The organism is Mycobacterium syngnathidarum (genome assembly GCF_001942625.1).
In the GTDB taxonomy this organism is placed as follows: domain Bacteria; phylum Actinomycetota; class Actinomycetes; order Mycobacteriales; family Mycobacteriaceae; genus Mycobacterium; species Mycobacterium syngnathidarum.
Genome location: NZ_MLCL01000059.1, coordinates 1 through 13,773 on the forward strand (window position 1 = coordinate 1; position 13,773 = coordinate 13,773).

14 protein-coding genes and 1 rRNA gene are annotated in these 13,773 nt (G+C 67.6%); 2 read left to right on the forward strand and 13 right to left on the reverse strand.

Annotation, left to right across the window (positions count from 1 at the left end; genetic code table 11):
* Nucleotides 1-127: 127 nt before the first annotated feature.
* The 6 genes from xerD to BKG60_RS14935 all read right to left on the reverse strand — a co-directional run bounded on the left by xerD (nucleotide 128) and on the right by BKG60_RS14935 (nucleotide 6,351).
* Nucleotides 128-1,084: a site-specific tyrosine recombinase XerD gene (gene xerD, locus BKG60_RS14910; RefSeq protein ID WP_070188251.1), complete on the reverse strand. Its 957-nt coding sequence runs from the start codon at nucleotides 1,082-1,084 to the stop codon at nucleotides 128-130.
* Nucleotides 1,081-1,701: an NUDIX domain-containing protein gene (locus BKG60_RS14915; RefSeq protein WP_070947228.1), complete on the reverse strand. Its 621-nt coding sequence runs from the start codon at nucleotides 1,699-1,701 to the stop codon at nucleotides 1,081-1,083. The genes xerD and BKG60_RS14915 overlap by 4 nt, the downstream gene beginning before the upstream one ends.
* Nucleotides 1,694-3,460, reverse strand: a complete 1,767-nt coding sequence (locus BKG60_RS14920; protein ID WP_165617873.1) for a CTP synthase — start codon at nucleotides 3,458-3,460, stop codon at nucleotides 1,694-1,696. The genes BKG60_RS14915 and BKG60_RS14920 overlap by 8 nt, the downstream gene beginning before the upstream one ends.
* A 127-nt stretch (nucleotides 3,461-3,587) precedes the next feature.
* The gene (locus BKG60_RS14925; protein ID WP_070188253.1) at nucleotides 3,588-4,529 is read right to left on the reverse strand and encodes a copper transporter; all 942 of its coding nucleotides are present in this window, start codon (nucleotides 4,527-4,529) and stop codon (nucleotides 3,588-3,590) included.
* A gap of 15 nt (nucleotides 4,530-4,544) precedes the next feature.
* The gene (steA, locus tag BKG60_RS14930) at nucleotides 4,545-5,729 is read right to left on the reverse strand and encodes a putative cytokinetic ring protein SteA (RefSeq protein WP_070188254.1); all 1,185 of its coding nucleotides are present in this window, start codon (nucleotides 5,727-5,729) and stop codon (nucleotides 4,545-4,547) included.
* A 100-nt stretch (nucleotides 5,730-5,829) separates the two neighbouring features.
* A complete protein-coding gene (locus tag BKG60_RS14935; RefSeq protein WP_070947229.1) occupies nucleotides 5,830-6,351 on the reverse strand; it encodes a CGNR zinc finger domain-containing protein in 522 nt (173 codons plus the stop codon).
* Between the two features lie 145 nt (nucleotides 6,352-6,496).
* On the opposite strand from BKG60_RS14935, the gene BKG60_RS14940 reads away from it, so the two are divergent.
* Nucleotides 6,497-6,958 (forward strand): VOC family protein, encoded by a 462-nt coding sequence (locus BKG60_RS14940; protein ID WP_070188256.1) that lies wholly within the window; start codon nucleotides 6,497-6,499, stop codon nucleotides 6,956-6,958.
* Between the two features lie 15 nt (nucleotides 6,959-6,973).
* On the forward strand, nucleotides 6,974-7,873 hold the full coding sequence (locus BKG60_RS14945; RefSeq protein ID WP_070947230.1) for a pyridoxamine 5'-phosphate oxidase family protein: 900 nt from the start codon (nucleotides 6,974-6,976) through the stop codon (nucleotides 7,871-7,873).
* Here BKG60_RS14945 and recN read toward each other — a convergent pair.
* From recN to rrf, 7 genes are all read right to left on the reverse strand, one after another.
* On the reverse strand, nucleotides 7,870-9,633 hold the full coding sequence (gene recN, locus BKG60_RS14950; RefSeq protein WP_070947231.1) for a DNA repair protein RecN: 1,764 nt from the start codon (nucleotides 9,631-9,633) through the stop codon (nucleotides 7,870-7,872). The genes BKG60_RS14945 and recN overlap by 4 nt on opposite strands.
* Nucleotides 9,634-9,639: 6 nt before the next feature.
* Nucleotides 9,640-10,563 (reverse strand): NAD kinase, encoded by a 924-nt coding sequence (locus BKG60_RS14955; protein WP_070188259.1) that lies wholly within the window; start codon nucleotides 10,561-10,563, stop codon nucleotides 9,640-9,642.
* Nucleotides 10,560-11,369, reverse strand: a complete 810-nt coding sequence (locus BKG60_RS14960; protein WP_070947232.1) for a TlyA family RNA methyltransferase — start codon at nucleotides 11,367-11,369, stop codon at nucleotides 10,560-10,562. The genes BKG60_RS14955 and BKG60_RS14960 overlap by 4 nt, the downstream gene beginning before the upstream one ends.
* A gap of 6 nt (nucleotides 11,370-11,375) precedes the next feature.
* Entirely contained in the window at nucleotides 11,376-11,582 is a 207-nt protein-coding gene (locus BKG60_RS14965; protein WP_070188266.1) for a hypothetical protein, read from the reverse strand.
* 13 nt (nucleotides 11,583-11,595) lie between these two features.
* Nucleotides 11,596-12,612 carry an HAD-IIA family hydrolase gene (locus tag BKG60_RS14970; protein ID WP_070947233.1) on the reverse strand — a complete coding sequence of 339 codons (1,017 nt, stop codon included), beginning with the start codon at nucleotides 12,610-12,612 and terminating at the stop codon, nucleotides 11,596-11,598.
* 1 nt (nucleotide 12,613) lies between these two features.
* Nucleotides 12,614-13,465, reverse strand: a complete 852-nt coding sequence (locus tag BKG60_RS14975; RefSeq protein WP_075909721.1) for a tetratricopeptide repeat protein — start codon at nucleotides 13,463-13,465, stop codon at nucleotides 12,614-12,616.
* A gap of 191 nt (nucleotides 13,466-13,656) precedes the next feature.
* Nucleotides 13,657-13,770, reverse strand: a 5S ribosomal RNA gene (rrf, locus tag BKG60_RS14980).
* Nucleotides 13,771-13,773 lie beyond the last annotated feature (3 nt).

Below are 13,773 nucleotides of genomic sequence, written 5' to 3' on the forward strand. Positions count from 1 at the left end.
CCCTGGTGTGATGGTGTCTTTGGACGGACAATCCATCGATACCGGGAGTTCCGCTGTCCTACTGGTACCCCACGCGGCGTGTCACACTTGCCACACCAGTCACGCGCTTAACTGCGCGGCATTGCCGCTAACGCGCCCGCGGGTGCGCACCCGCCCAGACCTCGCGCAGCGTGTGCACGGTGACCATGGTGTAGATCTGCGTGGTGGTCACCGAGGCGTGGCCGAGCAGTTCCTGCACCACACGCACGTCGGCGCCGCCGTCGAGCAGGTGGGTCGCGAACGAGTGCCGCAGTGTGTGGGGCGAGACCGCCGAGGTGATGCCGGCCCGGGCCGCCGCATCCTGCAGCACCTGCCAGGCGCTCTGCCGCGACAACCGCCCACCGCGGGCGTTCAGGAAGATCCCCGGCGTGCCCCGGCCCCGGCGGGCCAGGTCCGGTCGCCCCCGCACCAGATATGCGTCGAGTGCGCTGACGGCGGGACGGCCGATGGGAACCAGCCGCTGCTTGCCGCCTTTGCCGTGCAGCAGCACCGAGCGCGCCTGGGTGTCGATGTCATCGACGTCGAGTCCCACGGCTTCCGAGATCCGGGCTCCGGTGGAGTACAACAACTCCAGAAGCGCGCGGTTACGTAGCGTCAGCGGACCGTCGGCCTCGCTGTCTCCGCCGGCGGCCTCGAGCAACGCGACGACCTCGTCGAGGGTGAGGCTCTTGGGCAGCCTCCGGCTCGGAGTCGGCGGTTTCACCCCGCGTGCGACATCGTTTTCGGTCATGCCCTCGGCGGTGGCGAACCGGTGCAGGCCCCGGACCGCGACGACCGCCCTGGCCGCCGAGACCGCCGACAGCGCAGCCACTCCCGTTTCGGGATCACCGCGGCGCAGTGCGATCAGAAAGTCGCTGACGTCGGTCTCGGCCACCTTGGCCAGATCGTCGATTCCCCGCCGGCTCAGGTGCTCGGCGTAGCGGCGCAGATCGCGTCGGTACGAACTCAAGGTGTTGGCCGCCACGCCCCGCTCGATCGTCAGGTGATCGAGGTAGCCCCGGAACTGGTCGTCGAGGGCCGAGCGGAGCGGGGCCGGCGTGGTCATGACAGGCCTTTTCGCCGCCTGAACGCGCTCGGCCGGTCGACCCACTCAGCCTCGACCGGCCGTAGCGATTCGGCTCCGGTCATTGCATGCGCCGCCAAAATGCCCGCCACCGCAATACCGTTCACGATCTCGCCGGAGAACACCTGCCGGACGGCTTCCTTGAGCGGTATCCGCTCGACCACCATGTCGGCTTCCTCGTGCTCGGGTTCAGGCCGCCCGATGTCGGTCAGCCCGGTGGCCAGGAAGATCCGCACGCTCTCGTCGGAGAACCCTGGTGTCGAGTCGAGATCCACCAGCACCCGCCATTGCTCGGCGGCCAGGCCGACCTCTTCGGCGAGTTCGCGGGCCGCGGTTACCTCGGGCCGTTCCCCGCCAAGGTCGAGCAGGCCCGCGGGTAGCTCCCAGAGCCGACGGCCCAGCGGGTGCCGGTACTGGTACACCAGCACCACGTTGCCGTCTTCGTCGAGGGCCACCACGGCCACCGCGCCGTAGTGCTCTACGACCTCGCGCCGGGCCGAACCACCGCCGGGCATGCTGACCTCGTCCGCCCGCAGAGCGAAAATGCTTCCCAAATAGACGGTTTCACTGGCCAGCGTCTCGAACTCGTGTTCAGCCAAGAGATGCGGCTTCGGATTCGTCCACCGGGCTCTCGCCGTTGTCGGCCTCCTCGGCGAAATGCTCGGGAAGATCCATGCCGGGCAAGCGCTCCTCGGCCTTGTAGTCCAGCGCCGCACCGATGAACGCCGCGAACAGCGGGTGCGGTCGAGTGGGCCGGCTCTTGAGCTCGGGATGCGCCTGCGTTCCGACCAGGAACGGGTGGACCTTCGCGTCGTACTCGACGAACTCCACCAGGTGCCCGTCGGGCGAGGTACCGCTGAACCGCAGCCCGCTCTCGGCGATCCGATCCCGGTAGGAGTTGTTGACCTCGTAACGGTGTCGATGCCGCTCGGACACCTCGGTGGCCTGGTATGCCTCCGCCACAATCGATCCCGATTCGAGCACGGCGGGATACGCACCCAGTCGCATGGTGCCGCCCAGATCCGCCTCGCCGGCGACGGCGTCCTCCTGATCGGCCATCGTGGAGATCACCGGATCCGACGTCTTCGGGTCGAACTCGGCCGAATTGGCGCCGGTGATCCCGACCGACCGGGCCGCTTCGATCACGATGCACTGAAGTCCCAGACACAATCCCAGCACCGGCAGGCCGCGCTTGCGGGCGAAGGAGATGGCGCCGAGCTTGCCCTCGATGCCGCGGATACCGAACCCGCCGGGGATCAGGACGCCGTCGACATCGGAGAGCGCGGCCGCCGCACCGGCGTCGGTCTCGCAGTCATCGGAGGCGACCCACCGGATCTCCACCTTGGACCGGTGCTTGAAACCGCCGGCGCGCAGTGCCTCGGCCACCGAAAGGTAGGCATCGGAGAGGTCGATGTACTTGCCCACCAACGCGATTCGAACGGTTTCCTGCGGCTCGTGCACCCGGCGCAGCAGATCATCCCACTCCGACCAGTCCACGTCCCGGAAGGGCAGGTTCAGCCGACGCACCACGTAGGCGTCGAGTTCCTCGCGGTGCAGCACCTTGGGGATGTCGTAGATGGACGGTGCGTCCGGGGTGGAGATGACACCGTCGACGTCGACGTCGCACATCAGCGCGATCTTGTTCTTGAGCGGTTCGGGAACGTCGCGGTCACACCGCAGGATCAGCGCGTCCGGCGTGATACCGATGCTGCGCAGCGCAGCCACCGAGTGCTGGGTGGGCTTGGTCTTGAGCTCACCGGAGGGAGCCAGGTAGGGCACCAGCGACACGTGCAGGAAGAAGCAGTTCTCCCGGCCGACCTCGTGGCGCACCTGGCGCGCGGCCTCCAGGAACGGCAGTGACTCGATATCGCCTACCGTGCCACCGACTTCGGTGATCACGACGTCAGGGCGGTGGCCGGCGGCGTCCGGCGCGGCCATCGCCAGGATGCGACTCTTGATCTCGTCGGTGATGTGTGGAATCACCTGCACGGTATCGCCCAGGTACTCGCCGCGGCGTTCCTTCGCGATCACCGACGAGTAGACCTGACCGGTGGTCACGTTGGCCGACTGCGACAGGTTGCGGTCCAGGAACCGCTCGTAATGGCCGACGTCGAGATCGGTCTCGGCACCGTCCTCGGTGACGAACACCTCGCCGTGCTGGAACGGGTTCATGGTGCCCGGATCCACATTCAGATAGGGGTCGAGTTTCTGCATCGTCACCTGCAGCCCCCGCGCGGTGAGCAACTGACCGAGGCTAGAGGCGGTCAGCCCCTTACCCAGGGAAGACACCACACCACCGGTGACGAAGAGGTGTTTGGTGGCGGTGTGCGGGTGCTTGCGTAAGGCGGGCAAAAGCATCCTCCGTGACGACGGGCAGGGGAATCGTGAAACAAGCTGTGGCCTGCCGACCCACGGAAGTTCACCTTAACACCGACACCGACAAGCCGTCGCTGGCGCGCCGCCGGCGGCAGCGGGAAAACCCCGGCTATTGCGGGACGGTTACCGAGGCGGCACCTTGCCCGGTCCCGTACTTGCCGGCCTTGCCGCCGCCGACGAGGTCGCCCAGCGCCAACACCGCAGTGATCTGCCCGGCACTGGAATCGGCGTCGTCCACGGTGCTGACGGCAGCCGCCAAGCCGGCATCTGACCTGGTCACGGCCACCGCGCCGGTCCCAGAAGCCGACCCCGACCGCCCGGCGAGCACGGTGCCGGCGCCGTGCGGCGCGAGTCCGGCCGCGAACCGGGCCACGGTGGCACCCCGGTTGCCCCCGTCGACGCCGAATCCGCCGCCGGTGATGATCAGTGCGGTGTCGGCCGCACCGATGTGTGGATCGTCATAAGTCAGGAAGCCGGTGTCACGCAAGGCGGCGAGTACGGTCTGTCGCTGGGTGTCGTCCACGGGCGCCGCGGCCGGATTCCGGTCGATCAACAGCGTGATTCCCAGCAGGTCGCCGGCTTGTGACCCCTGGTCCACCGCCGCGGTGCTCAGTTGCCTACCGGCGGGCACGATCGGTGAGTTGACCACCGAAAGTAATTTGTCCGCAGAATTCGCCTCGACGAACTCGCTGGTGAGCGAGACGTTGCCGGTCACCGTCCCGCCCGCGTCGCGGATGAACCGCGACACGGCATCGACGTCGCCATCGACGGCGTCGGGCGTGCGAAACAGCACCACCGACTTGTCCTTCAACGCGTCGCGCACCATGCGGGGCGCCATCTGGGCGTCGAATTCACCTGCGGCATTGAGCTTTTCGTTCAGAGCGTTCTTGTCCTCGGTGAGGGTCTCGATCTGGTGCTGCAGATCCAACTTGTCGTCACGAAGGCCCGACAGCACGGTGTTCGAAAGCAGACCCGATCCGAGGGCCACCCCGATCGCCAGCGCCAGGAAGACCGCCGCCAGCGAGATGGCATGGGCACGTAGCGTGATCACAGCTCACCGACCTGTTCAGCTGACGAGGTTCTGGACCCAGAGGGTGAAACGGTTCCAGTAGTCGACGACCCAGTCGAGCACAGCACCGTCGGCCCGGGAGACCCACAAGGCGACGACGACCGCGACGAGCATCGCCAGCACCAACAAGGCGATCGCGCCGCCGGACACCCGACTGCGGTACAGGGTCGCCACTGCCTTGGCATCGACGAGCTTCTCCCCCACCTTCAGCCGGGTCAGGAAGGTCGACGGGTTGCTGCGCTGGCGCGAGCGGTCGAAGAACTCCTCGATCGAAGCGGTGTGACCGACCGTGACGATCAGTGACGCGCCGTGGTGATCGCAGAGCAAGAGCGCCAGATCCGCAGCCGACCCGGCGGCCGGGAAGGTCATCGCCCCGACCCCGAGGTCCTGGATGCGCTCCAGACCCGCGGCGTGCCCGTCGGCGTCGGCCGGCAGCACCACCTGGGCGCCGCACCGCAGCACCTCGACGCTCATCTTGTCCGGGTCGCCGACGATCAGCGCGGGCCGGTAGCCGGCCTTGCGCAGCACGTCGGCGCCGGCCCCGACGCCGACCAGCACGGGCTGGTACTCCTTGATGAACGGTTTGAGCGCCTTGAGGTCGTCGGCGGCGTTGGGCTCCTCGGCCACGATCACCACATGCCTGCGGTGCAGGTCCACGTCGATGTTCGGGATTCCGATGCCGTCGATGAGCAGCGGGCTCTCGCTGCGGATGAACTCGATGGTGTTGCCCGCGAATGCCTCCAGATGCGCCACCAGACCGCTCTTGGCGTCATGCATGAGCTCGTGGATCTCTTGATCGTTGCGCTCGGTGCCCAGCGCGATGCGCCGATCACCGGAGTAGACGCCGCCGTTGTTCAGCCGGATCCGCGCCCCGTCTTTGATCTTCTTGAAGATCTCCGGCCCAGCCTCGTCGATGAGCACCACACCGTTGGCCACGAGCACCTCTGGCCCCAAGTTCGGGTAGCGCCCGGAGATGGACGGTGAAGCGTTGACGACGCCGGCGATCTGGGCCTCGACCAGCGCGTCAGCAGTGATCCGGTCGAGATCCTGGGCGTCGAGAACCACGATGTCGCCGGGGCCGATGCGACGCAGCAGCCGATCGAGGTCGCGGTCCACTCGAGCAGTGCCGGTCACTCCCGGACGAGAATTGGCATTGCGGGTGAGCAGCGTGGCCATCTTCATGCGCCGATTCTGTCGGGCATCGCCGGTCAGGGGGCGGAGGCGCGCCGTAACACCAGCCTCACAAGTTGGCTTTAGTCACATCAGTAACAGCAGTCCGGTCTCAATCGTGCTTCGCCGCATAATGTCGTGCAGCCTTCGCCCGGTTGCCGCAAGTGGCCATCGAGTGCCATCGCCGCGCGCCGTTTTTCGAGGTGTCGTGAAACCACAGGATGCAGCGCGGATGTGCGCATTGCTTGATCCGATCGGGCGCCTCGCCCAGCAACCGCAGCAAATCTTCGGCCGCCAGCCATCCGGCCAGCCATTGCGGCTGCGCCACCTCGACAGCCTCCGCGGGACCCGATGCCGTGAGTGTGCGCCGAATCCGACCTTGTTCCAGCACCTCGTTGACCTCGTCGACGGAACCGGCTTCGAGGGCCCGAAGGATCGCCTCACGGGCGGACATCAGCGCGATCCGCGACTCCTCGTCCGCCGCGCAACGATCCGCCAGGCCATTGGCCAGCAACCAGCGCCGCAGGCCCTCGACGTCAGAAAGCAGGTCCTGCGGCCCATCCGCCGACATCCACCGGGTGTTCAGCAGATCCAGCGCGAGGGGTTCGCCGACATGCGGTCGCGGATCACGCATACCTGAGGGTAACCAGGCCCCCGCACCCACAAGGACCACGCGCCGACGTAACCATCAAAAATAGTTTAGATGGTTGACGCGGCGCCGCCGCCCGGCCTAACCTGTTTGAGCAATTACATCGGTTAGGCCCAATCAGGAGGATCGCATGACCGGGACCACCACGCCCCAGCTCGCCACCGGACACGTCGGCATCAACGTCACCGATCTGGACCGCTCCGTGGACTTCTACCGAAACGCGTTGGGTTTCGAACCGCTCGCCGTCAACACCGAGGGCGGACACCGGTACGCCTTCCTCGGCACGAACGGGACACTGCGGCTCACCCTCTGGCAGCAGAGCAACGGCCGGTTCTCCACGGAAACACCCGGCCTGCACCACCTTTCGTTCGAGGCGGCCAGCATCGACGAGGTGCGGACCGTGGAGGCGGCCCTGAAGGCGCTGGGCACGCAGTTCGCGCACGACGGCGTCGTCGCCCACGGCGAGGGAACCGCCTCCGGCGGCATCTTCTTCACCGACCCGGACGGGACCCGGCTTGAGGTGTACGCCCCGAACGGGGCACAGGACGCTCCCGCGCCCAGTGGAGCCGCCCCCACCTGCGGATTCTTCTGACCGGAACAGGTGAACATGTATCACTCGGGTGAGTTGGCGGTACAGCGGCGCATGGGGCAGGAAGCCATCGCCACCCGCGTCGGTCGCATGATCCGCACCGAAGTTCCCGCGGCCGCCGCTGAGTTCCTCGCCGAGCAGCCGATGATCGTGATCGCCACGACCGACGACGATGGCCGGCTGTGGACCAGCTTGATCACCGGTCCACCCGGCTTCGTCCACGCTGACGATCCGCGCACGATCCTGCTCGACGCGCTGCCCGCCCCGGGCGACCCGGTCCGCGATTCGCTGCGCGGCGATCAGCAGATCGGCATGATCGCCATCGAGCCGCAGACCCGGCGCCGCATGCGGGTCAACGGCACCGCCGAGCCGGCGGGGACCGGCCTGCGGATCGACCCCGGCCAGGTCTATTCGAACTGCCCGAAGTACATCTCGCGCCGCCACGTCGCCGAGGTCCGGCCCACACTCGAGCGGCCCGCCGTGCACCGCGGCCAGGCGCTGACCGAGCGACAGCAGGCGGTCATCACCAGCGCTGACGCCTTCTTCATCGGTTCGGCCGACGCGGCGGGCAATGCCGACGCATCACACCGGGGCGGCAATCCGGGGTTTGTGCGGGTGCTCTCGCCCCGGCAGCTCCGTTGGCCTGACTACCGCGGGAATTCGATGTTCATGACGCTGGGCAACATCGACGTGAATCCACGGTGCGGGCTGCTGGTGGCCGACTGGGCTTCGGGATCGACGATCCAGCTCACCGGGACCGCCGAAATCAACTGGGATGAAGCCGATTCCAGTGCCGGCACCCAGTGCGCAGTCGACTTTACGATCGGCGAGGTCGTGGAACTGAGCCACGTCAGCCCACTGCGATGGACCTCCGCCGAACTGTCCCCGGCCAACCCGCCACTGGCCGACGGGAGCTAGGGTGTGCTGCGCTCCTGCTGGGCAGCCTCCAACAGCTCCCTGGCGTGTGCCCGGCCGCTGTCGGACTCCCCCAGCCCGGCCAGCATCCGGGCCAACTCGGCGACCCGGTCCTCATCGTCGATGCGGCGCACGCCGCTGGATTTGGCGCGACCGTTACCGCTGTCGACCACGAGATGGGCGTCGGCGAACGCCGCGACCTGAGGCAGGTGCGTCACCACGATGACCTGATGAGTACGGGCCAACCTGGCAAGTCGGCGGCCGATCTGCACCGCGGCCCGACCGCCGACCCCGGCATCCACCTCGTCGAACACCATCGTGGTTCCCGCCGTCGACGCCGACAACACCACCTCGAGAGCCAGCATCACGCGGGACAGTTCGCCACCGGAGGCGCTCTTGGCCAGCGGCAGCACATCGGCGCCCCGGTGGGCCGTGAAACCGAACTCGACCGCGTCCACCCCGTCATGGCCGGCATGCAACACCGCGCCGTCGGGCATGGTCACCGGCGCGGAATCATCGGCCCGCGCCTGCATGGGCATGACGCCGATGGTGAACACCGCATTGGCCATGGCCAGTCCGGCCAATTCCGCGGTCACCGCCTTGGCCAGGCCCTTGGCGGCCTTGGACCGGGCTTTGGTGAGTTCACCTGCCGCCGCGACCAATTGGGCCTCGAGCTCGACGACCTTGCGGTCCAGGGCAGCCAGGCTCTCCTCGGACACGTCAAGCTGCGCCAACCGTTCGGCGGCGTCGCGGGACCATTCCAACACCCCATCGACATCGGCGGCGTACTTGCGGGTGAGCGTACGCAGCTCGGCCTGCCGCGCCAGCTTGGTCTCCAAAGTGCTGGCATCGCTGGGCAATTCGGACAGATAGTCGCCGAGCTCGCCGGAGACGTCACCGATCACCGCCATCGCCTCGGCCAGCCGCGCGGCCAGTGCCTGCAACACCGAGTCGTCGGTGGACTCCAGCGCCGCCTGTGCCCGGCCCACACTGTCGGCCGCCGACGTGGACTCGGGAGTGGGCTCGTCGAGTTCCCCGGCCAGAGCGAACCGAGCGCTCTGCGCGGCCTCGCGCAGGGCATCGAGTTCCGACAGCCGACGGATATCGGCGATGATCGCTTCGTCCTCACCAGGTTGCGGTGCGACCGCGTCGATCTCCTGGATGCCGAAGCTCAGCCGGTCGGCCTCCTGGGCCAGTTCCCGGGCCCGCCGACGCCGGTCGGTCAGGTCACGACGCGCCGTCAGCCATTCGTCGCGGATGCTCCGGTAGCGGGCCAGCGGCTTGTCCACCTCGGCGAAACGGTCCAGGGCCGCGCGCTGCTCATCCGGGCGCATCAACCGCAGTTGATCGTTCTGGCCGTGCAGCGTCAACACCTGGGCGGTGAAGTTGCTCAAAGACTTGGCAGGCACGCTCCGCCCGCCCAGATAGGCTCGCGACGGCCCGGCCCGGCTGACCGAGCGGGCTGCGATCACGCTGCCGTCGTCATCACGCTCGGCGCCCGAGGATTCCAGCAGCTCCTCGACCCGTCCGGTCACGTCCTCACCGAGTTCGATTGTGCTGAAACGGCCTTCCACCACCGCGCGGTCCGAGCCCGAACGCACCCTCGACGCATCCGCACGTGCCCCGCCGAGCAGGTGCAGGCTGGTCACCACCATCGTCTTACCGGTACCGGTCTCGCCGGTCAGCACGGTCAAACCGCGGTCGAACTCCGCAGTGGCAGCACTGATCGCGCCCAATGACTCGATACGAATCTCTGACAGCACAGGTATCTACTGTCCCCGCCATCCGGTGACCGGCAACCGGAACTTACGCACCAGCCGATCGGTGAACGGTGCCGAGTCCAGCCGTACCCATTTCAGCGGGGTGCCGCAGCGGGTCACCTCCAGCCGGCCGCCGGCCGGCACCACCATCTCGCGGCGCCCATCGCAGAACACCAGGGCATCGTTGCCGCTCGCCTCGATCTCGATCGCGATACTGGCCAACGGACTCGTCACCATCGGACGTGCGAACAACGCGTGTGCATTGTTGGGCACCACCAGAATCGCTTCCAAGTCCGGCCAGAGCACCGGGCCGCCGGCCGAGAACGCGTAGGCCGTGGATCCCGTCGGCGTCGACACGAGCACCCCATCGCAGCCGAACGACGACACCGGGCGGCCGTCCACCTCCAACACCACGCCGAGCACTCCGAGCCGAGGCCCCTTCTCCAGGCTGGCCTCGTTGAGCGCCCAGCCCCGGTTGACGACATCGGCGCCCACCCGCACCGCGACGTCCAGGGTCATCCGTTCCTCGATGCGGTAATCGCGGTCGATGACGCGCTCGAGGACATGGTCGATGGCCTCGGCCTCGGCCTCGGCGAGGAATCCGATCCGGCCCAGATTGACGCCCAGCACCGGGATCTCGACGTTGCGTGCGAGCTCAGCCGCACGTAGGAACGTGCCATCCCCGCCGAGCACCAGCACCAGCTCGCACCCTTCGGCGGCACGCTCATCTGCGTCGACCACCTCGATATCCACGCCGAGCGCGCGCATGTCGTCGGGCGCCAGATGCAGCGGACCCCGGTCCACGGCCTCGGCCGAGAGCACCTTCAGACCAATACCGTTGTCCCCGAGCACCTTTTCCACTCGCCGGGCAACCTCGGTCGCCTCGTCGCGGCCAGTGTGTACCACCAGCAGGATCGTGCGTTCTTGAGTCATTGCGGCCCCTCCTCGACCGCCTGCCGAACCGCTTGCTCAAGCGACCCGCCGTCCAGCCGACGGTCGCCTTGGGCACGCAGGTGCAGGAAGTACTCGACATTGCCCGATGGTCCGGGAAGCGGGCTGGCCGTCACATCGACAGCATGCCACTGCAAGGCCGCTGCCTTGCGGGCGACCGTGCACACCGCGTCGATGCGCAACTCCGGATCGGACACCACACCGCCCGCCCCGACACGATCCTTGCCTACCTCGAACTGCGGTTTCACCATCGGGACGATATCGGCGTCGGCGGCCGCACAAGCCGTCAGCGAGGGCAGTACGGTGGCCAACGAGATGAACGACAGATCGGCCACGATCAGCTGCACCGGCCCGCCGATCGCATCCGGCGTCAGCTCCCGAACATTGGTGCGTTCCAGCACGTGTACTCGCTCGTCCGAACGCAGCGGCCAGGCCAGCTGGCCGTAACCCACGTCGGCGGCCACCACCTCGGCGGCGCCGCGGTCGAGCAGCACCTCGGTGAAGCCTCCGGTGGAAGCCCCTGCGTCAAGGCAGCGTCTCCCCTCGACGGCGACGTCGAATGCGTCCAGCGCACCGATCAGCTTGTGAGCCCCTCGTGACACCCAGGAGCGTTCCGCTGAGGCAATCACGGTGATGTTGGTGTCGGGGGCGACCGCGGTCGCCGGTTTGGCCGCCGGCATGCCGTCGATCCGCACCCGGCCGGCTTCGATCAATTCGGCCGCCTGCTGGCGAGACCGGGCCAGGCCCCGTCGCACCAGCTCGGCATCAACGCGAGCGCGCCGCGCCACCGGCGCTCACCGTTCTGTCGCCTGCGGTCCGCTCGCTTGCCCCCTGTCGACGGATTCGAGGGCAGCCACCAGCAGATCGTGGGCCTGCTCGAGCCGCGCGGCCACCACGTCGATGTCCATCCCCTCGAGCGCGGACGGGTCCTCCGCCGGGTCGGGGACGCCTGCCAGCACTTCTGCGACCTGGGCACGCAATTGGTCTGGATCGGTAGTCATAGCGATACTCACGCTAGTCGATCGGGGCCGACAGCAACGACCACCGTTGCAGCGCCTGGCGCGCTGTCTCGTCACCGGCGCAGACCATCAGAGCGCGCTGCCCCAGATTCGCGCCCCACACCGCGTGCGCGGCCGCCCGCACCACCGACAGGTCGTCATGGGGATCCTGACCCGTGGTGTGCACGGTGACCGTGTCGGTGTCGACGTCGATCCGCCAGGCCGGGCTGGGCCCGATACGCAGCGCGTCGGCGTCGGCGTGCAATCCCCGCAGGTCTGCAGCCAGGTAGCCGGGACGTTCCGCGGGCACGGCATGCACCGCCTCGCACGCCGTGCTGACACCGGTGAGCACCATGAGGCTCGGCAGCCCGGCGGCAACGGCCCCCGCGATATCGGTGTCGAGCCGATCTCCCACCACGAGCGGGTTCACGAAGGTCCCTCGGCTCATCGCGTCGTTCATCAGCGTTGGTTGGGGCTTGCCCGCCACCATCGGTTCCTGCTCGGTGGCCACCCGCAACGCGGCCACCATCGAGCCATTGCCCGGCAGTAATCCGCGCTCGGAAGGCAGGGTCAGATCGACATTCGCCGCCACCCACAATGCCCCGGCCCGAATCGCCAGCGCAGCTTCTGCCAGATTCGGCCACGCGGTATCCGGCGAATGCCCCTGCACCACCGCGACCGGGCCTTCGTCGAATGTGCGGACCGGGCGCAACCCGGCGTTGCTCACCTCAGCGGCAAGCGCCTCCGTCCCGACAACGAGAACCGGTGCATCCGCCGACAGATGAGCTGCCAGCAGGTGGGCCGCACTCTGCGCGCTGGTCACCACATCGTCGGGTATCGCGGCGAACCCGAGCTCACGCAAGTGTTCGGCGACCTGCTCGGGCGCGCGCGAAGCATTGTTGGTGACATAGAGGACCCGTGCGTCCAGACCGGCCAGGCTCTCAAGTGCGCCCACGGTCGGCTCGTGACCCCGAAATACCGTGCCATCGAGATCGAGCAGCAGGCAATCGTGTTCCCGCGCAAGCGTGGTCACGTCAGGAAAGCTCCGTGATCCGGTCTTCCGCGTCGGTGATGCCATCGGTGTCGGCCTGCTCAGCATGAACGAACCACTGCAACGCCTCATCGGTACGTCCGAGCGCCAGGAGCGTGTCGGCGTACACGTAGAACAGCCGGGCCGATGTCGGGCCCACCTTGGTCGGATCGAGCTGAGGTGTCGACAGGATCGCCAACGCCTGCTCCAGCTGGCCAAGATCCGAACGGGCACCGGCAGTCACGATCCGCAGCTCCTCGGCATCGTCTCCGGTGAGCGCGGCGGCCTCGTCGCTGCGAGCCAATTCCAGCGCCCGCTCTGGCCGCCCGACGCCGCGTTCGCAATCGGCGATCATCGGCAGCAGCGCCGACTTGCTACCCATCCGGCGGGCAGCGCGCAGCTCGGCCAGTGCCTGAGCCCAGTCGCCGCTGTGATAGGCCGCGATGCCGACAGCCTCGCGCACCACCGCGATCCGCCCGGCTCGGTTGCGGGCGGCGCGGGCATGGGCCAATGCCGTCTCGGGATCCTCGTCCAGGAGCTTGCCGGCCATCACGAGATGACGTGCGACGAAATCAGCGGTGGTTTTGTCCAGCGTCACCAGTTCCCGGCGCACGTCCGGGGCCAACTCCTTGGCCTCGACATCGGCGGGCAACTTCGGGCCGTCGTTTCTGGGTTCGGTGTCCTCGGTGGGCTGGGCCGGACGGGCCCGGCCAGGCCCGGAGTGGCGGGGCGCACTGGAACGTTGATCCCGGCCCCGCTGATCACGGGAGCGGTGGTGACCCGAATTGTTCGATGCGCGGTCGTTCGATGCACGCCGCGGACGACGCTCTGCGCCGCCTTGTCTGTCTCCGACCACGTGTGCCTTTCTACCTACTCTTCCCGCAAAGGATACTGGCAGCAGCCATGGCCGACATAATCTTGCCGGCGGCGGACCACCGATATTCACTCGGGCGCCCTGTGGAATATCGACTGAATGTCGAATTGGGGAAAGAGAATTCAAAACGAATCGCCCCCCACGTAAAACGTGGGGGGCGATCCTTAATTTGTGTTCGGCGGTGTCCTACTTTTCCACCCGTGTGGGTAGTATCATCGGCGCTGGCAGGCTTAGCTTCCGGGTTCGGGATGGGACCGGGCGTTTCCCTGCCGCTATGGACCGCCGTAACT